Consider the following 18861-nt stretch of genomic DNA (forward strand, 5'->3'; position numbering starts at 1 on the left):
GACTGATTATACGCCTGCTCTTTTGATCTGTCAAGAAACTATATGATCTGTCAAGAAACTATGCCTGTTCTTTCCAAAAGTCGGGAGTTATGAGTATAAAAACGGTGAAAAGCTCCAGCCGTCCCATGAGCATAAAAAGAGACATGAGTCCTTTGGCAGGCATGCTGAAAGCAGCATAGTTCTGTGCGGGCCCCACAAAACCGAAACCAGGCCCAATGTTTCCAAGGGTGGCGGCCACCGCACTGAATGCACTGGTCAGGTCCAGCCCTTCAAGACTGAGCAGCATGGTTCCCACTGCCATAATCAGCAGGTAAAGAATGTAGAAGCTGGTGACGCTGGCAATCACATCAGGCTCCAACATCCGGTGATGAATGCGCACCGGCACCACTGCCCGGGGATGCAGAATACGCATGATTTCCCGCTTAATCAACTTCACCAATACCAGCAAACGAATCACCTTGATGGAGCCACCGGTGGAACCGGCACACCCACCCACAAACATGAGGAAAAAGAGAATGGACTGGCTGAACTGGGGCCACACTTCATAGTCCACCGTGGCATAGCCGGTGGTGGTGGTGATGGAGGCCACCTGAAAAAAGGCGTGGCGCAGCGTGGTAAAGACGCTGCCATGATACTCCCACTGTAGATTGAAAAAGATCAGCAGCGTGGCAGTGCCAATGATCAGCAGATAGAATCGCAGCTCCTCATTTTGGTAAATATCCCGCAGCCGGTTGCGGTAGAGTGCATAATACAGAGAGAAGTTGATGCCGGAGGCCACCATGAAAATGGCAATCACCCATTGCACATAGGCACTGTGATACCCCCCAATACTGGCATTCAGGGTTGAAAAACCCCCGGTGCCCACGGTACCGAAGGTGTGCACCAAAGCCTCATACAGTGATAACCCGCCAAACATCAGCAGCACTGTTTCCAGCAATGTGATTCCCAAATAAGCCGTATAGAGAATGGTGGCCGTGTGTTTCATTTTGGGTGCCAGTTTATCCGCCACCGGTCCCGGCGTTTCTGCCTTGAAAATCTGAAACCCTCCCACGCCAAGCGCTGGAAGAACCGCCAGTGTTAACACCAGAATTCCCATGCCCCCCAGCCAGTGAGTAAAGGACCGCCAGAAAAGAATGCCTCTGTCAAGGCTTTCAATTTCTTCCAGAATGGTGGCACCGGTAGTGGTTAATCCTGACATGGTTTCAAAAAAGGCATCCATCATTGATGGAATAGAGCCGGAAAAATAAAATGGGAGAGCGCCAAAAAAAGAAACGGCCAGCCACCCGCCAGCCACAATGATCAGTGCTTCTTTTGCCCGAATGCTTTTGGATGAACCGCTGATTTTTTGCAACACCAAACCCACTGTGAGGGTGAGCAGCATAACACCCAAAAACACAATGGCGCTGGTTTCATCATATAGCAGCCCCACCAGCATGGCCGGGGCAAACATGATGGCTTCAAAAATCAATAAGCTCCCAATAACCTTAGCGATAATTCCATAGTTCACTTAAGAATCCTCTCCTGGGTGGATAAAAATATTCTTCAATCCGGGACATTTCTCCACTTAGAATAAAGACGACGATCCGGTCTTCCGGCTGTATGTGAGTGGTACCGTCGGGAATAAGTACATCATCGCCCCGAAGCACCGCCCCAATGATGATGCCTTTGGGAAGTTCCAGATACTGAAGCTGATCCCGGGTAACATAGGCCTCTGGTTTAATGACAATTTCCAGTGCTTCTGCCGAGCCGCCCAGTAACAACGAGATGGAAGCCACTTTGCCCCCCAGCACATATCGGAGAATTTCACTGGCTGTGATGGTCACCGGATTCACCGCCACATCAACCCCCAGTTTTTCGATGATGGGAATATAATTGGGGCGACTCACTTTTGAAATCACGTGCTTCATGCCGAACTGTTTGGCCAGCAGTGCCAGCAGAAGATTTTCCTCGTCCAGCCCCGTGAGGCAAATCAGCGCATCTGCTCCAAAAACCCCTTCCTCTTTCAACAGGTTGATATCGGTACCGTCTCCGTTGATGACCAGCACATTCCCGAAGGTTTCTGCCAGGTATTTGCACCGTTCCCGATTACTTTCAATAATTTTAATGTTCATTCCCAGATCCACCAGGTATTCAGTCAGGTAGTATCCAATGCGACCGCCACCCAAAATCACCACATGATCCACTTCTTTTTTGTCAGTGGAAACACCGCACCGCCCTGAAAAACTGGCAACATCTTCGCTTTCTCCAATGAGGTAAAGCACATCTGTTTCTTCAATCAGGGTTTCCCCGTGCGGGATCAGAATGTCGCCTTCCCTTACAATGGCGGCCACCAGCACCTTTTCCCGGATATTCAGATCTTTTAACTGATATCCGGCAATGTTACACATATGATTAACATGAACATCTGCCATCACGATTCTTCCCTGAGCAAAATCTTCCACATGCATGGACATATCCCGCAACAGATAGTTGCGGATTTCCTGAGCTGTGGTTTGCTCTGGATTGACAATGTAGTCGATATTCATTTCTTCTTTAATGAAATCTGACTGGCGGGAGTACTCCGGGTTACGCACCCGGGCGATGGAACGTTGACAGCCCATGCGCTTTGAAAGAAAAGCAATGAGAATGTTGGTCTCATCATCATCAGTCACGGCGATGGTCAGATCCAGCTCGCCAATATTGGCTTTTTTAAGACTGGTGATCTCCACACCGTTATGCTGAATGGCCAATACGTCCAACTGATCAGCGGTCTTTTGCAGGGCTGACTGCTTCTGGTCCATCACCACCACATCATTATCTTTAATGGCAAACGCTTCTGCAAGCTGATAGCCCAACTTGCCCATGCCCACAATCAGCACTTTCATTTGACCGCTCCCCACTTTCCATCTTTTCCATCGCTGCAGATTGCCTTCGTAACGTTATCTCAACCGGCATTGTTCATGTATTGTATCATAAGGTCACTGAAACCAGCAACCACAAAACCGCCCGCGCAAAGTTATAATCACATTTTCCCGTACCATAACAAAAGCGCAGTGCCGTAAGACGCTGCGCCCGAGACTTTCCTACATGAATTTTTCAATATCGCTGCTTTCCATCAACTCGTCTACATAGACCATCATGGCTTCCTGCTGCTTTTCCTGCAAAAGCTGGTTTCGAAGCGTTTCTTTCATTTCATCATAGGGCGGCAGTTCCATCATGGCCAGTTCTTCCGGCGACAGTTCCTGCCCGCTTTCTTCCATGGCCTCCATCTGCATTTCATACTGCATTTCGTAGAAGCTGTACATTTCCTGCAGTTCAGCCTCTTCCACTTCCATATCACCCACCGCATGCTGCAAGAGTGCTTCAATGGTCATTTCGATTTTAAGGGTTTCTTTCAGTTCTCTTTCGGTGAACATGGTGCGTTCCAGGATATCTTTGAAAGCTTCTTCTGTATCGAACTGGCTTTTCAGATTTTCAAACTCGTTTTCTACCGCCTCATCGTCTACTTTCAGAGATAGCTTTTCTGCCTCCTGAAGCATCACTGCCTGTTGAATCAGGTGTTCCAAAACACTTTCTTCCACCTGCAGCCGCAGTTCATCGCCTTCTTCTCCGCTGAAGTCCATCCCTTGTTGTTCATAAGACCAGATCATCCGGTCTGTGGTGCGATCAAAGGAACCCTGATAAATTGCATTGCCATTCACCATGGCCACAGGTTCACCAAGCTCCACCTCAGCAACTTCTTCCGGTTCTTCAGAACCACCACAGGCGGCCAGCAGTGTGATCATCAACATCAGCACCAGAAGTCCTGCGATTTTCCTGATACCGGTTTTTTTATTTTTTTGACTTTTCATGTTCATGTGCATTGTCATGCTCCTTTCACTTTGGCTGATAAGCTACGGGCTCATGGTAACATATGGGACAAAATAATGCAAATCGTTGATCATCACATCAGCAAACAGCAACGTACATCAAAGGAGGCCATCGGCACGAATATCAGCAAAACAGACTGTTTTTCGTCTTGTGATTAAAAACAGTTTCACAGGGTATCCCCAAATGAACAAGCAGTTCAAACCATCCTCAGCCCAATGGAAAGGAAGTTGATTATATGAGTTCATCTCCAACAAAAAAGCTGGTGATCTATTACTCACTGGAAGGCAATACGAAACTCATGGCAGAAACCATGGCAAAGGCCATTGACGCTGACATTCTCGCCATTGCTCCCCAAAAAGAGATCAGCTCCAAAGGTTTTTCAAAATACTTCTGGGGCGGCAGCCAGGTGATGATGAAGCGAAAACCCACATTGATGCCTTTATCTCTCAATCCCCTGGACTATGATCTCATTATTATCGGAACACCGGTATGGGCCTGGACCTACTCGCCTCCCATTGCGACGCTTCTTGAAGAAGTTGATTTCAGTGGCAAACAAATGGCCCTTTTCAGTTGCCATGGCGGTCAGAATGGCAAAACATTTCTTCATATGAAGGCTCATCTGCCTGACAGCCAAGTACTTGATACCATCGATTTTTTTGAGCCTTTAAAGAATCACACAGAGGAGTGCATTCAACGGGCTTTGGACTGGGCACGACACTTATCACAATAAACGGCACCCATCAGACCACTTTCTCGGGGAAGTCTGATGGGTGCTTTGCTATTTTATTAATATTCCGGCGGCAGGGTCATCATTTCTTCATAGGTGAAGACAGGCCCGTCGACGCACATGTAGTGACTCCCCACTTTGCAGTGGCCGCATTTTCCAGCACCACACCGCATGTGGGTTTCCAGGGTCACCAAAATATCAGATGGTTTCATTCCCAGTGTCATTAAATCTTTGGCCACTTTTTTGATGCGGCTGGGAGAAGCACACACCAGCGCGGTGGTATTCTGCCATTCCAAATTTAACCCGGGAAGAAGATCGTTCACATAACCATTGTGGGCTTTCACCTCATCAGTGGGGTCTTTCAGAGCATAATGCACCGTCACTCCCGCAACCTGGCTCCATGCCTTCATTTCTTCCTTGTAAATCAGTTTCTCATAGCGCAGGGCACTGGCCATGATTTCCACCCGGCCGAAATCTTCCCGATGCTGTAATACCGGCTCCAAAACGGTGCGCAGTGGTGCCATGGCAACACCGGAACCCACAAACACCAAATTGCGTCCTTTCAGTGTTTCGTAGGGAAATCCTCTGCCATAAGGCCCCCGAAGACCAATTTTATCACCGGGCTGCATTTGGTACAGCACTTCAGTGACTGAGCCCACATTTTTAAAATCAAAAACCAGCTCATCCTGCTGTTCAGGTCCATAGGGAATTGACAAAGGCACTTCTCCCTCACCAAACACCGTCACCTGAAAAAACTGGCCTTTGTGCTGGTAGTGCTCATGGAGAGAAGGGTCGTCATATTTCACAAACATCCGCTTGATTTCGGGTGTTTCCTGTTTCATGCGGGTAATGGTGGCCACATCTGGCGCGTACAGTCCCCGGCGAGAGTTGATTTCACGATCAAAAATTTCATGACGCATGGCAGTCATCTGATGAACTGCCGGTTCGGTGGCCTGCTCTCTGACTGTTTGCTGCATGGCATGAATGATGTCAATAATGCTGATATAAGTGGGGCACACATCAGTACAACGGCCGCAGCCGGAACAGCCCTTGTATCCAAACCGTTCCTCAATGTACTTCAGCTTGTCATAAATACGGTAACGCACACGGGATACCGCATCGCGAGGATTATGATGCTCCGCATTCCGGGTGAAATGGTCACTCTGGCAGGAATCCCAGTAGCGTACCCGCTCCCCCCGGTCTTCCTGCTGTTTCTCTTCCACCACATTGAAACAGGTACAGGTGGGGCATACATTGGTACAACCGGTACAGCCGATACAGGCGTGGGCTTCATCCAGCCAGAAATCGGCATCAAAGGTGCGGGCCATATCATCCCAGAGATTGGTGAGATCCATTTTCAGAGGGAAGCTTTCTTCCACCTGCTGCCGAAGCGTCTCTTTATCCTGCAGCAGTTGGGAAACTGCCGGTGCAAACCACTTTGCAGCCGCATCAATAAGATCTTGTCCTTTTTCAGTGGCCACTTCCACCAGATATTTTTCCTCCAGTTCTGTCAGCGCCAGATCATGGCCAATGGTGGAAAAGACGCCGGTACCCACAGAAGTGCAGAAGCAGTGCTTTCCTGCCCGCAGGCAGTTGACAGCCACAATGGTCACAGTCTCCCGTCTTGACTGGTAGTTGGGATCCAGAAATTCTTTGAGATAAAAACGGTCGGTATAGGCAATGCCATAGGTATCACAGGCGCGAACGCCGTAGAGTATCCGATTGCCGGCATGGCGATGGGCCAGGTTTTCCACCTGAATGCCTGATTCCCCGCGTTCCCAGCTGAAAAGGGCTTCCTTCTGCTCAAACACCATTTCTTTCACCGGAAGTGTGAGATTAATGTAGTCTTCTGTCCGCTGTGCCTCATCCATGGGCTGAAGGGTAATATCTTTCTCCCGGCCGCTGGGAACATACACAGGTGTCTGCTGATTCCATATTTCCAGAACAGCGTTCAAGCTTTCTTTCTTTAGCGTATATAACCTTCTTTCACTCATGACGCCACCTCGATTCGAACCGCCGATACTTTCAGGGCGGGAATGTTGATAATGGGATCCAAGTTTCTTCCGGTGAGCCGGTTGACGGGGATTTCTGCAAAATGAAAGGGGATAAACACGGTTTTTTCATTGATTCGGTCTGTGATCATTGCCGGTGCCGTGATGGTTCCCCTGGCTGAGGTGATGCGCACCTCCTGGTGCTCCCGAATTCCCAGATCTGCCGCATCTTTGGGATGAATTTCCACAAAGCCTTTGGGATATTCTCTGTCCAGCGTCCAGATTTTCCGGGTCATGGTACCGGTATGATAATGGTGGGTCACCCGACCGGTGGTGAGGATGAAGGGGAATGCTTCGCTGCGCTGGTCGCCGATGAGTTCCCAGTCATTGACGGTGAAAAGACCTTTCCCACGTTTAAACTCACCCACATGAAGAATGGGTGTTCCGGGATGATCTTTGGTGGGGCAGGGCCACTGCAGACCCACTTCCTGAATCCGTTCATGGGTAATGCCTCCGTAAGAATCCACCAGTAGGTTGATTTCATCCATTACCTGGGCCGGCGACTCATAATCCACCGTCATGCCAATCCGCTTCATGATCTCATTGATGATGACCCAGTCTGGCTTGCAGTCTCCCACCGGTTCGATCACCTTGCGAATCAGCTGTACCCGCCGTTCGGTATTGGTATAAGTGCCATCCCGTTCCAGAAAACTGGCGGCAGGCAGCACCACATCGGCGTACCGGGCAGTTTCTGTGAGAAAAATGTCCTGTACTACCAAAAAAGGGATTTTTTCCAGTGCGTGAATGGTGTGAGTCTGGTCTGGGTCTGACAATACCGGGTTTTCACCCACAATGTACATGGCTTTCATGATGCCTTCATCCATCAGGTCAAACATCTGTATAATATTATTGCCCCGCAAACAGGAGAAATCACCCCACACCTTGGAAAAGCGCTCTTTTGTCTCTGGCCACTCCGGCCACTGGTAACCGGGAAGATAGTTGGGAAGAGCTGCCATATCACCGGCACCCTGCACATTGTTCTGTCCCCTCAGGGGATTAATCCCCGTTGAAGGGCGACCCACATGGTTGGTCATCATGGCCAGATTAGCCAGCGCCCGAATGCTTTTGACACCCGTTGTCTGCTGGGTCACTCCCATGGTGAACAAAATCATGGCTTTATCTGTTTTGGCGTAGGTGCGGGCAAACTGGCGGATGGTTTCCGCCGACAGCCGGGTGATGGGAGCTGCCCACTCCGGTGTGCAGTGTGCCACTGAGGCCTTCACCGCTTCATAATTTTCAGTGCGGGTTTCGATGAAATGCTGATCTACCAGATCTTCTTCAATAATGACCTGAATCATGGCGTTAATAAAAGCCAGGTTGGTGCCGGGCTCTATGGGTGCATAGGCATGGGCAAAGTCGGTGAGTCGAATTTTTCGTGGGTCCACCACATAAAGCTGAGCGCCTTTCTCAAGGGCTTCAAAAATGCGGGTGCCCACCAGCGGGTGCTGCTCTGTGGTGTTGGACCCAATGACCAGAATAAGATCTGCATCACTGACTTCATCAATGGAGTTGGTCATGCCGCCGGTACCAAAAGAGGTGGAAAGACCTTCCACCGTGGGACTGTGTCAGAGGCGGGCGCAGTGATCAATACTGCTGGTCTTCAACCCGGCCCTGGCCAGTTTTGCCAGCATAAAGTTTTCTTCGTTGGTACAGCGGGCTGACGTGACCACACCGATGGCGTTGGTGTTGTCACCGCCGGTCATGGCAGCTTTCAGACCTGTGGCCACTTTTTCAAGGGCCTCCTCCCAGGAAGCTTCCCGGAATGATCCGTCAGACTGGCGGATCAGCGGGCTGGACAACCGCCGGGAATCCTTGACAAATGCAAATCCGTGCCAGCCCTTGGAGCAAAGCTTTCCCTGGCTGACCACATGGTTATAGCTGGGAGTGACCCCCAGCATGGTACCATCGTCGGCCATATTGACATAAATGCCACAGCCGCAGCCACAGTACCCACAGGTGGTTTCTTTGCGTCTCACATGAGTTCCTCCTTTTGGGATGTTTTTTTCTGAATTATACTTCTTTTCTGCCTTTTGCTTCTGGCAAAAAAATACCCCTGTTGGAAGAAACGAAACACATCTATCTGTCCTTTATGTGTCCTTCATTTCTGTTAGCAGGGGTTTTCATAAAGCTCGCGCCGGCCAACACAAGCTTTTCGGGGGCAGTGGGCACAGTTCAGGTGCAGGGTTTTTCCCGAAAATCGGATGCCCGACATAGATTTCAGGGGACTCATCAGCCAGTCCGGTGAGAGGGTCACGCCCAACCCGGCGGCTGCCTGATGCAAGAATTCAAATATGTGAGTCTGACCTGTCAGGGGCCAGTCTTCCAAAGAGCCGGGATTCACCATGGACGCATTGGTCAGGCAATAACGGGTATCCACTTCTGACAGTATGTTTTCCAACGCTTCCATGCAAGCAATCTCTGTCATCACCTCTGCCACATAACGATCAGTAATGCCTGTGAAGGACTGAGCCCAGGCTTCCAGCGGCCGACCACAGGTTGCCAGAAAGGGGAAAATCAGCTGTCGATGCTCCGTTTGTTCCTGAAGAATGCGACTGTTGATCCGAATACCGGAAGCAATGATAAACCCATCGCCTGTATGGTCAATGGTCACCGGAAGATAGGCACCGCCAAGGCCCCCGATGGATTCTGCCTGTCGTGCCAGCGCCATCACCCGATTCCACCGGGGCGATGCTTCCGGAATCGCAAGCCTGGCGGCCAGCTGCGATCGGGACAATGTGAATGAAATGGATGTAACTGTCACAGCGTCCATGGGCATCTTTCCTTTCTTCTCCTTCGATAGCATCCATTGTAGCGCAAAAAACCGGCAGTCACAAGACTGCCGGTGAGGTTGAAGTCATCATGAACAAACGACTTGGATAATGTGTCTTCCATTAAAAAATGAATCCGGCCACCAGAAATGCCACAGCCGATAATCCTGCTGCTATGAATCCATAATACATCTGACTGAGGGCATGTTGAAAATTGTCGCATCCGCAGGCTGCCGAGGTGAGGATGGTGGCATCGGAATAAAAGCAGATATGGCTGCCGAAAACGCCAGCGGAAAGAACCGCGCCAATGGCCATAAAAGGATTGGCACCCACATTCAGCGCCAGGGGAATCACGATGGGCAGGGCGATGATATACATGCCCCAGTTGGTACCGGTAATGAACTCGGTGATGGTGAGCACAATGAACACCACCAAGGGCAGTAGATGAGGCGTCATGAGAGGCGTGGCCGACTCAATGATATAAGAAGTGAAACCGATCTGTTCATTGGCTTCTGCGAACAGGAAAGCCAGCACCATGAGCATCAGGGGGTAGATCATATTTTTGATGCCTTTGATTGATAAATCCCAAAAATCGTCGGAAGTCATGATTTTTTGGGGAATGTACAGTACGTACATAAAGGCCACGGTGGTAATGACACCCATCATCATATCCACTTCAAAGTATATGGTGGCTGCCACCAGAAAAATCATGGGCAGAAAGAAATTGATGATTTTGGGATTTTCAGGGGCTTCAATAATTTCGCCGGCTTTAATGTCAATTTTTTCTGATCCGGGAGGCGCCAGCACACCGGTTTCCTGCGCCCGCTGTTCTGCTTTTTTCATAGGCCCCACAAGGGGAATCACGCCGATGATCACCAATGGCACAATAATGGCGGCAATCCAGGCATAGAAATTATAGGGAATGGTACGGATGAAATACAACATGCCTTCTCCCCGGGGGGCGAAGCCATTGGCTTCAAGAAGTGCTGCCGCAAAAACCGCCCAGGTGGAGATGGGAATCAGCACGCAAATGGGTGCTGCGGTGGAGTCCACCACATAGGCCAGCATTTCCCGGGAAACCTTGTGTCGATCTGTATTGGGTGCCATGCAGGAACCCACCGTCAGTGAATTAAGATAATCATCAATGAAAATGCCAATTCCCAGAATCCAGGTCCAGATCAGGGTGCTTTTTCGGGTTTTGGCCCGTCTCGCGACCCATTCACCAAAGGCAAAGGAACCACCGGCTTTTTCAATAAGGGCAATAATGCTGCCCATGAGGCCGCACACCACCCAGAGCCAAATCATGTCATAATCCATACTGACGTCCAGCAACCCATCAATAAAGGCTGTAAAAAACCCACCCCGATGGCCAATGAAGAATCCCATGAGACAAGCCAGTGTGAGTGCTTCAAGAATACGCTTCGTATAAAAGATATACACAATGAGAAAAATAGCAGGAATGATGGAAATAATACCCATGTTGTCCATAGAATGCCCCCTTAGCATGTTTTGATGTGTCTCTTGCAGTGGATTTCAACAATAAGAAAGCGGCTTCATATCACCTTCTCGTCTCATTTTTTGGAATATTGCTTCCTTTCTGGTAACTATTGAATTATTGTAACCGATCCCTTTTCTTTTTTCAATCCCATTGGAAATTTTTTTATATGTAGTATAATGTACATTATGTTCAACATCACATCATTTGCTGAAGGAGATCCCCATGAACCAGCTTATTGCAACTCTTGTCGCCTTTCTTTGCATTCCCGTCCTGCTTCACTTAAAAGTAAAATTAAGTCATACCATCGCTGTCACTGCCGGCATTCTGGCCGTTCTTTCGGGTATTGGCCTGCCTGCCGTTGGTCAGGTTGCCACCGGTGTCTTCACCCACGCCCCTTCCCGGGATACCATTCTGACTGTTCTTTTGGTTAGTGTGGTAGGTGGCGCCATGAAGCATTATGGCGTGCTGGATCGTATTGTGACGTCTATTCTTGCTCTTGTCAGCAGCAAAAGAACAGTGCTGGTTATTATCCCCGGTCTTATTGGGACACTGATTATTCCCGGCGGTGCCATTCTGTCAGCCCCCTTTGTGGATGAAATCGGTGCTGATGCCGGGTTAGCTCCGGCGCGCCGGGCCGCAGTCAATCTGGTTTTCCGTCATGTGGCCATGATTCTGTTCCCATTTTCATCCACCATTTTACTGATTCGATCGTCCTTGCCTCACATTAATATTTACTGGGTGCTGCTGCTCACCCTTATTTTTCTCTTTCTGGCACTCACAGTGGCTTATTTTCTTTATTTGAAAAACATTCCATCAGAACCCGTCACAGAAGCACATCAGACTGTTCACCGGGCCGTCCATTTGCGTCATTTGTTTCTGGACACTGCCCCTATTTACGTACCTGTGCTGATTAACGCCGCCACTGGACTCCCCTTCTATATGACTATGCTGGTCAGTATTGGCATTGTGTATCTCCAATCCAACCGTCATCGTTTTTTTCAGGTGTTGTGGAAATCTGCCAGTTGGGATACCGTCTTGATCATTATTGCTGTGCTGGTGATGAAAGATATCATTCTTCAAATGGACAGCCTGCTGATGCTCTTTGATGCCATTTTTGCCGCCAGCAACAGTTCTCTTTCAGTCATGGGCGTGTTCATGGCCACCTCCCTTTTTTTTGGTTTCATCACAGGAAATATCAATGCACCCCTGGCAGTCACACTGCCCATGCTCATTCGTATCAGCACAGATATGACCATGGTACAGCTCCACATATTTGCATATTTTCTGCTGATCAGCGCCTTCTTGGGCTACTACTTCTCCCCACTGCATCTTTGCCAGACCTTCACCCTGAAAATGATGAAGGTGACCACCGGCCAACTTTATCGGGAATACCGACTTTATGCACCAGCCACTGTTTTGATTCTCATGGTGACCACTCTTTCTCTGTTAACCTTGACGCGATAACCGATGACTGTAACAGAATTGTGACATGTCACACCCCTGTCTTTCATCTTTCGTGAAATCATATTGCCATTATCATTCAAAAAACCCTGTAACGTTTCCCGTTACAGGGTTTTTTAGCGCGTATTATTTCTGGCACAAGCCTTGCAATGCCTATGGTCATATTCTTTTAAAGGAGGATTCTCATGAAAATTGGCATCGTCGATTATGAAAACTATTTGCCTGATCAAAAAATCACTGCAGAAGAATTATCGCCCCTTGTCAACATTCCGTCAGAAATTCTGCGCACTAAAATGGGCATCAACGAAAAATATGTGGGCGGCCCGGAGGATCATGCTGCCATGATGGCTGTGAAAAGCGCCAGAAAGTTGCTGGAACGCAACCAGGTGGATCCTCTGGATCTGGACATGATTCTTTTTTCCGGTGAGACCTATTGCGAGTACGTGTGCTGGACAGCTGCCATTAAAATTCAGAATGAACTGGGTGCCGACAACGCCTATGCCTGGGATCTGGGGTTCCGATGCGCCGGTACACCGCTGGCCCTGAAGGTGGCCAAAGATATGATGCGCAGCGACCCAGACCTCAATCAGGTGCTCATTGCCGGCGGAAACACCAATGCTTACCTCATTGATTACACCGATAAAAATCAGTCATTTATGTTTGACATGTCACCGGCAGGCTGCGCCATTTTGCTGCGGAAAAATCATTCCGAAAATGAAATACTGGAAACAGCCGTTATCACCGACCATGTTTTCTGCGACCAAGTCATCGGCAAATGGGGCGGCTCTCTTCACCCCATTGATGAAAGCATCGCTGCTGATCCGGAAGCCCTGCGGAAAGCCAGTAAGATTCACCTCCCCGATCCCGAGGGAATGAAAACCCTGTTGGGAGAACGTTCTCTTCCAGCCTTCACAGGCGCTGTGAGGCAAGCCGTCAAAAAATCCGGATTCACCACCGACGCCATCGATTTCATCGGAATCACCCACATCAATCCCAAAGCCCATAAAGCCATCATTGCCGATTTGGGACTGTCAGAATCTCAGTCTGTTTATCTCAGCGATCACGGACACTGTGGTCACGTGGACCAAACTCTCTGCCTCCATCTGGGGATTGAACAAGGCCTGGTGAAGGATGGCAGCCTCTGCGCACTGCTGGGGGCCGGTACCGGTTATGCCTTTGCCTGCACGCTGGTACGGTGGGGTAAACCGGCTGAGTAATGGTCAGTTCCATAAAAGACTCCCCTCAGGGTCTGCTTCCAACAGTCTCTGCAAGAAAAACAACTCATTGCCTTATCGAAACCAGCTTGATGATCAAATGATAAAAATCGGAGGGATGGATTATGTCAGTTCAAGAAATATACACCCAAAAAAAGAGAACGGTTGCCGAATGCTTACAGCTCATCGCCAATGGCGACCACCTTATATGCGGGCTGGCCGCCAGCGAGCCCATGACCTTGCTGGAATCACTGCATGAACTCAGTGATCAAAAAGTCAGCGACCTGCTTCTTACCAACACGCTGCCCATGGGAGCCTACGAGTTTCTCGTTAATCCCAAATATGGTCAAACATTCACTGTTTCCTCCTGGTTTTACACGCCGGTGATGCGCAAAAACAATCACCAGCCCCATATCACCTTTCAGCCCAACCATCTGCACCGGGCCATGGATAAGCGTCTCACCGCCACCGCTGACCGCCGGCCGGTGCTGTTGACCACCTGCGCCCCCATGGATCGTCATGGCTACCTGAGCCTGTCTATCGGCAATACCTATGAAAAACAGCTGATTCAGTCGGGAAAAGCGCTGGTGATCGTTGAGGTGAGCAATCGGTTCCCCCGCACCTTTGGTGACAATCAGATTCATATTTCCCAGGTGGATGCCCTGGTGGAAACCGACAGACCCATCCCCTGCCTGCCGGTGAATGGTATTAATTCTTATGATGAACGCATTGGCGCTCTCATTGCCGAACGTATTGAAGATGGTTCCACCATTCAGCTGGGCATCGGAGGCATTCCCAATGCTGTTGCCAAAGCATTGGAAGTGCGCCAACATCTGGGTATTCACACCGAAATGTTCACCGACGGCATGGTGGATCTCATTGAAAAGGGAGCTGTCACCAACAGCATGAAAACCCTCCACCGAGATCAGTCTGTGTGCACCTTCGCTCTTGGTTCACAGAAATTGTATGATTTTCTTGATGATAATCCCAGCGTGCTCTTTCAGCAGGGTTGCTGGACCAATGATCCTTCCGTCATCGCTCAAAATCATCAAATGATCTCCATCAACACCACCATAGAAGTTGATTTTGGCGGCCAGTGCTGCTCTGAATCTCTTGGCTACCAACAGTTTTCAGGTACCGGTGGACAGGCAGACACTGCCATCGGCGCTCAAAAATCACCTGGCGGAAAATCGTTTATCGCCTTATATTCAACCGCTCAAATCACTGATGCCAATGGTGAGAAGAAAAATATTTCCAAAATTGTTCCCACACTGAAGCCCGGAGCAGTTGTCTCGCTGTCTCGTAATGATGTGGATTATGTGGTCACCGAATATGGTGTGGCTGCCCTGCGTGGTGAGTCTATTGCTTCCCGCACCCGTCAGTTAATTGATATTGCCCACCCCGACTTCAGGGAAGAATTGACTGCCGAAGCCAAGAAAATGAATTTTCTTTAGACTTAGCAACCGGCAGAGAATATGATAAGATGAAATGGTAACATCGCACTCCAAAGGGCGACAGGATGCATAATGAGGTGAAACAATGTTCAATGAACGGGCTGACAAACATCTTGAAAAGCTTTTCCAGGATATACCCAAGTCATTATTCGACGAATTGCCACTTCCCATCAACATTGTGGATGAAAACGGCATTGTCGTGGTGATGAACCAAGCTTTTCTCAACTTTTATGGCGCTCCAGACTTTAAAAATGCCCTGGGCCGACCACTACTGGAGTTCGATCACACCACCCGCCTGCCCATTGTCCTGAAAACCGGTATTCCAGAAGTAGGCATCCCCCATCATTTTGCCACAGGCAAGGTGGCTGTCGTTGACCGTATTCCCATTTTCGACGGCGATCAGGTGATTGGCGCCGCCGGCATGGTGGTGATTGAAGGCCTTGAAAGCCATGAAAATGCCAAACGAATCCGGGAGTCCATCATTCAGTCCATTCGTCCCGACTGGGATGACAACACCGATCAACGCAACTCCTCCGGTGCCAAATACCATTTTGACCATATTATCACCCAGTCGCCACTCATCAAACATTTTAAAGACAGGGCCCGTTCTTTTGCCGCCACCGATCTACCGGTGCTCATCACCGGTGAAAGCGGCGTTGGCAAAGAGCTTTTTGCCCAGTCAATCCACCATCACAGTGATCGACGCAGCAAACCCTTTGTCAGCATCAACTGTGCTGCCATCCCCGAAACCCTGCTGGAATCAGAACTATTCGGCTATGAAGCCGGTGCTTTTACGGGAGCCAGCAGAAAAGGAAAACTGGGGAAATTTGAGTTGGCAAACCATGGCACGCTGTTTTTAGATGAAATTGGAGACCTGCCCCTGAGCATGCAGTCCAAGTTGTTGCGGGTACTGCAGGAAAACCAGGTGGAACGTATTGGCGGCAACGAGGTCAAATCCATTAACGTGCGGGTGATTTCAGCCACCAACCGCAATTTACATGATAAAATCAAAACCCAGGAGTTCCGTTCCGATCTCTATTACCGACTGAATGTGTTAAACCTGAACATTCCGGCCCTGCGGGAGCGGGTGGAAGACATCGAACTGCTCATCGAGCACTTCAGCTCTCTTTTCTATCAAAAAACCGGCATTTACCGAAAGTTCAGCCCCGAAGTGATCCGGCTGCTGAGTCGCTATCCCTGGCCGGGAAATATTCGGGAACTGGAAAACATCGTCTGTCGCATTATTGTTATTGCCGAAGGTGAAATCATCGGAAAAGAGCTGATTCCGGAAGAAATTCTTCAGGATATTCTTGGCGGTCTTGCTGATTCCAATGATACTGCCGAGATGCTGGGCAGTCAGCCTCACAATTCGCTTGCAGAAATCATTAAACGCATCGAAGTCAAAATCATTGAAGACACCCTGGAAATCTGCGACAACAACAAATCCAAGGCAGCTGAACTGCTGGGAATCGACCGAATGACACTGTACCGCAAACTGAAAGCCCACGACCGTTAACCAGACTGCCGTGATCCTTCAAAAATCCAACTCCTTCGGGTTGGATTTTTTGATTCCCGGATGTCTCTTCACCCCCCGTAACAATTTAGCACACTGTCGCATTCCTGTTACAAAATCTGTTGATACTTGCAGAGAAATTCGTTGAAAACAGTCATTTTCAAAACGTTTTCCAACTGGCACGCTCCTTGCAATAATATCCTCCAGAAGCGTGATAACCATGGGTCACGCCCAACAAAGCCGACAGGCAGAAGGAGGATCGAAGCATTCATTCATTTACCAAAACAAGATGAAGGAGGTCAATGTCATGATTGATATGAAAGATCGCAAAACATTGCTGGTATTGTTGATCACCGCCTGCTGGATCATCATCACTCTCAGCGGCTGGTTTGGTTACTGGTTTTTCGGTTTATGCCTGAGCGTGGTGCTGATGTTGTTACATATGATGATGGGTGCTGCCCAGAATGGTAAGCTCAGCAAAAAAATGTTGCTGTATCCCCTGGGATCCTGGACAGTTTTATGGCTGGCTGGTTTCTACATCGCTGAATATTATTCCCAGGCATTTATGGGGGTCATGCCCTCCTTTACCATTTTAGGATTTCATCCGTCTTTTGGAGCGATTGTCATCGCCTACTGGATTGGCGGAATGCTCACCTTAACGGCAGGTCTTATTCTCTATGCCTCTGAATGGCTCTCTGAAGATTCCTGGGATGCTTTTAAAGCAAAAATAGAAGCACTTAACCAGGAACATCCCAACGTGTAAGGAGTGAATCACATGACAAATACTGCCCGCTATTCCATTCTGTTTTTTTCAGTTGGTATGATCGTCATTTCCTTTATCATCGGCTGGGCCGCTAAGAAGAAAGCCATTAATCCCCAGTCCTTTTTCGGGGGAACTGCCCTTTTTGGTCCTGTCACTGTCGGTCTTTCCACTGTGTCTGCTGTCGCCAGTGCCTTTGCTGTTGTGGGAGTGCCCGGTTTGATTTATGGCACCGGTAACACCATGAATTTATGGATGCTTTCTTCCTGTGCCTTTGCCATGGCTTACATCGCCATTGGTAAAAAAATTCGGGCCATGGCCGAAATCTACCCCATTGCCAGTCTGGGAGATATTTCTGATATTCGCTTTGACCGCCACCGGGGGATTAAGGCACTCCTCTCTGTTATATTGTTTTTGGGTGCCATCGCTTATCTGGCTTCTCAAATCAGCGCTTCTTCCACCTTATTTGCCCACTTGCTGGGATTAAACCCTTATGTGGCCGGATTCATTATTTTTGGAATTCTCACCGTCTACACCGCACTCAGTGGTGAGGTGGGTGGCATTCTGACCCAGGCCTTCCAGGGACTGGTGATGATTGTGGCCGGCCTCATCATGGTCTTTTCTTTTCTGATCATGACCGGCGGATTCGCTAATGTGGTGCAAGTGGTTTCCACTGCAGGTGAAGTGGCTGCCACAGTCGAAGGTCAGGAACTGGCGAAAGCTTTTTCGCCCAAAATGATGGACGCCTGGGGAGTTCTTCCCGGTTCCATTGCCATGACCTGGATGTTTATTCCCATTCTGGGAACCATGGGGCAGCCTCAGGTGCTGACACGCATCTATGCACTGAAAGATCCCCGGGACATGCCTAAGCTGGCCGCCTACGCCGGTCTGGGACACTTTGTCATTGGTCTTTTCGCCCTGACCATGGGGTATGGTGCACTTTATTTGGTGGGCAACGGCCTGGTCGCTCCTCTTGCCAACAACGATACCGCCATTTTTGCCGTTGCCGACTATGTGGGCGGCTTTTCTCAAATGTTCGTATACGCAGCCATTCTGGCAGCTTCCATGTCAACCGCCAGCATGTTCCTCACCCTTTCTTCCAATATTATTTCCCGGGATCTGCCTTCTGCTTTTGGCGTGAACCTGACTGCTGATAACCAGATCAAAATTTCCCGTATCACAACATTTGTCATCGGCATCTGCGCCATCTTTTTCGCACTGGCCAGCGGCGAAGCCGTTGCCATTCTGGGTACTTTTGGATGGGGAACTCTGATGTCTGCCACTTTCCCCGTCTTCATTCTGGGTCTCACCTGGAAGGGTGCCAGCTCTCAGGGAGTCTTCTCCGGCCTGGCAGTTGCCCTGTCACTGAACATTGTATCTCTGATTCTGAATAACCGCGGCTTCAGATGGCCCGGCGGTCTTCCCTGGTATGTCAACGTTATTACCGCAGCCATCGTTGTCACTGTCGTTGTCTCACTCTTCACCAAGGGTTCTTCAGATGAAAATCTTGATCCCCGGGTAGATGCAGTCATCGATCTGTAAATGAAGCAGGTTGCAGTTTCATTA

The 18861-nt window shown here is 49.3% G+C and carries 14 protein-coding genes; 7 read left to right on the forward strand and 7 right to left on the reverse strand.

Going from position 1 to position 18861, the window contains the following annotated elements:
• Nucleotides 1-58 precede the first annotated feature (58 nt).
• From QOL74_RS02095 to QOL74_RS02105, 3 genes are all read right to left on the reverse strand, one after another.
• Nucleotides 59-1507 (reverse strand): TrkH family potassium uptake protein, encoded by a 1449-nt coding sequence (locus QOL74_RS02095; protein WP_283407767.1) that lies wholly within the window; start codon nt 1505-1507, stop codon nt 59-61.
• On the reverse strand, nt 1485-2864 hold the full coding sequence (gene trkA, locus QOL74_RS02100; protein WP_283407768.1) for a Trk system potassium transporter TrkA: 1380 nt from the start codon (nt 2862-2864) through the stop codon (nt 1485-1487). The genes QOL74_RS02095 and trkA overlap by 23 nt, the downstream gene beginning before the upstream one ends.
• 198 nt (nt 2865-3062) lie before the next feature.
• The gene (locus tag QOL74_RS02105) at nt 3063-3842 is read right to left on the reverse strand and encodes a SurA N-terminal domain-containing protein (protein ID WP_283407769.1); all 780 of its coding nucleotides are present in this window, start codon (nt 3840-3842) and stop codon (nt 3063-3065) included.
• Nucleotides 3843-4084: 242 nt separating this feature from the next.
• Here QOL74_RS02105 and QOL74_RS02110 point away from each other — a divergent pair, with 242 nt between their 5' ends.
• Entirely contained in the window at nt 4085-4579 is a 495-nt protein-coding gene (locus QOL74_RS02110) for a flavodoxin family protein (RefSeq protein ID WP_283407770.1), read from the forward strand.
• 56 nt (nt 4580-4635) lie between these two features.
• Here the strand turns inward: QOL74_RS02110 and QOL74_RS02115 are convergent, their stop codons facing one another.
• The 4 genes from QOL74_RS02115 to QOL74_RS02130 form a co-directional block, all read right to left on the reverse strand.
• On the reverse strand, nt 4636-6570 hold the full coding sequence (locus QOL74_RS02115; RefSeq protein ID WP_283407771.1) for a 4Fe-4S dicluster domain-containing protein: 1935 nt from the start codon (nt 6568-6570) through the stop codon (nt 4636-4638).
• Nucleotides 6567-8603, reverse strand: coding sequence for a formate dehydrogenase subunit alpha (fdhF, locus tag QOL74_RS02120; RefSeq protein ID WP_283407772.1), 2037 nt, complete (start codon nt 8601-8603; stop codon nt 6567-6569). Before fdhF ends, QOL74_RS02115 begins: the two co-directional genes overlap by 4 nt.
• A 131-nt stretch (nt 8604-8734) precedes the next feature.
• Nucleotides 8735-9403, reverse strand: coding sequence for a hypothetical protein (locus QOL74_RS02125; RefSeq protein WP_283407773.1), 669 nt, complete (start codon nt 9401-9403; stop codon nt 8735-8737).
• Between the two features lie 115 nt (nt 9404-9518).
• On the reverse strand, nt 9519-10883 hold the full coding sequence (locus tag QOL74_RS02130) for a Na+/H+ antiporter NhaC family protein (protein ID WP_283407774.1): 1365 nt from the start codon (nt 10881-10883) through the stop codon (nt 9519-9521).
• 232 nt (nt 10884-11115) lie between these two features.
• Between QOL74_RS02130 and QOL74_RS02135 the strand changes: the two genes are divergently transcribed.
• The 6 genes from QOL74_RS02135 to QOL74_RS02160 all read left to right on the forward strand — a co-directional run bounded on the left by QOL74_RS02135 (nt 11116) and on the right by QOL74_RS02160 (nt 18837).
• The gene (locus QOL74_RS02135) at nt 11116-12357 is read left to right on the forward strand and encodes a DUF401 family protein (RefSeq protein WP_283407775.1); all 1242 of its coding nucleotides are present in this window, start codon (nt 11116-11118) and stop codon (nt 12355-12357) included.
• A gap of 182 nt (nt 12358-12539) precedes the next feature.
• Nucleotides 12540-13571 carry a 3-oxoacyl-ACP synthase gene (locus QOL74_RS02140; protein ID WP_283407776.1) on the forward strand — a complete coding sequence of 344 codons (1032 nt, stop codon included), beginning with the start codon at nt 12540-12542 and terminating at the stop codon, nt 13569-13571.
• Nucleotides 13572-13693: 122 nt separating this feature from the next.
• Nucleotides 13694-15022 (forward strand): acetyl-CoA hydrolase/transferase family protein, encoded by a 1329-nt coding sequence (locus QOL74_RS02145; RefSeq protein WP_283407777.1) that lies wholly within the window; start codon nt 13694-13696, stop codon nt 15020-15022.
• Nucleotides 15023-15107: 85 nt separating this feature from the next.
• Entirely contained in the window at nt 15108-16538 is a 1431-nt protein-coding gene (locus QOL74_RS02150; RefSeq protein ID WP_283407778.1) for a sigma-54 interaction domain-containing protein, read from the forward strand.
• A gap of 304 nt (nt 16539-16842) precedes the next feature.
• Nucleotides 16843-17298: a hypothetical protein gene (locus tag QOL74_RS02155; RefSeq protein ID WP_283407779.1), complete on the forward strand. Its 456-nt coding sequence runs from the start codon at nt 16843-16845 to the stop codon at nt 17296-17298.
• 12 nt (nt 17299-17310) lie between these two features.
• Entirely contained in the window at nt 17311-18837 is a 1527-nt protein-coding gene (locus QOL74_RS02160; RefSeq protein WP_283407780.1) for a sodium:solute symporter family transporter, read from the forward strand.
• Nucleotides 18838-18861 lie beyond the last annotated feature (24 nt).

The organism is Anoxynatronum buryatiense, from assembly GCF_900182905.1.
Classification (GTDB): domain Bacteria; phylum Bacillota; class Clostridia; order Peptostreptococcales; family Tindalliaceae; genus Anoxynatronum; species Anoxynatronum buryatiense.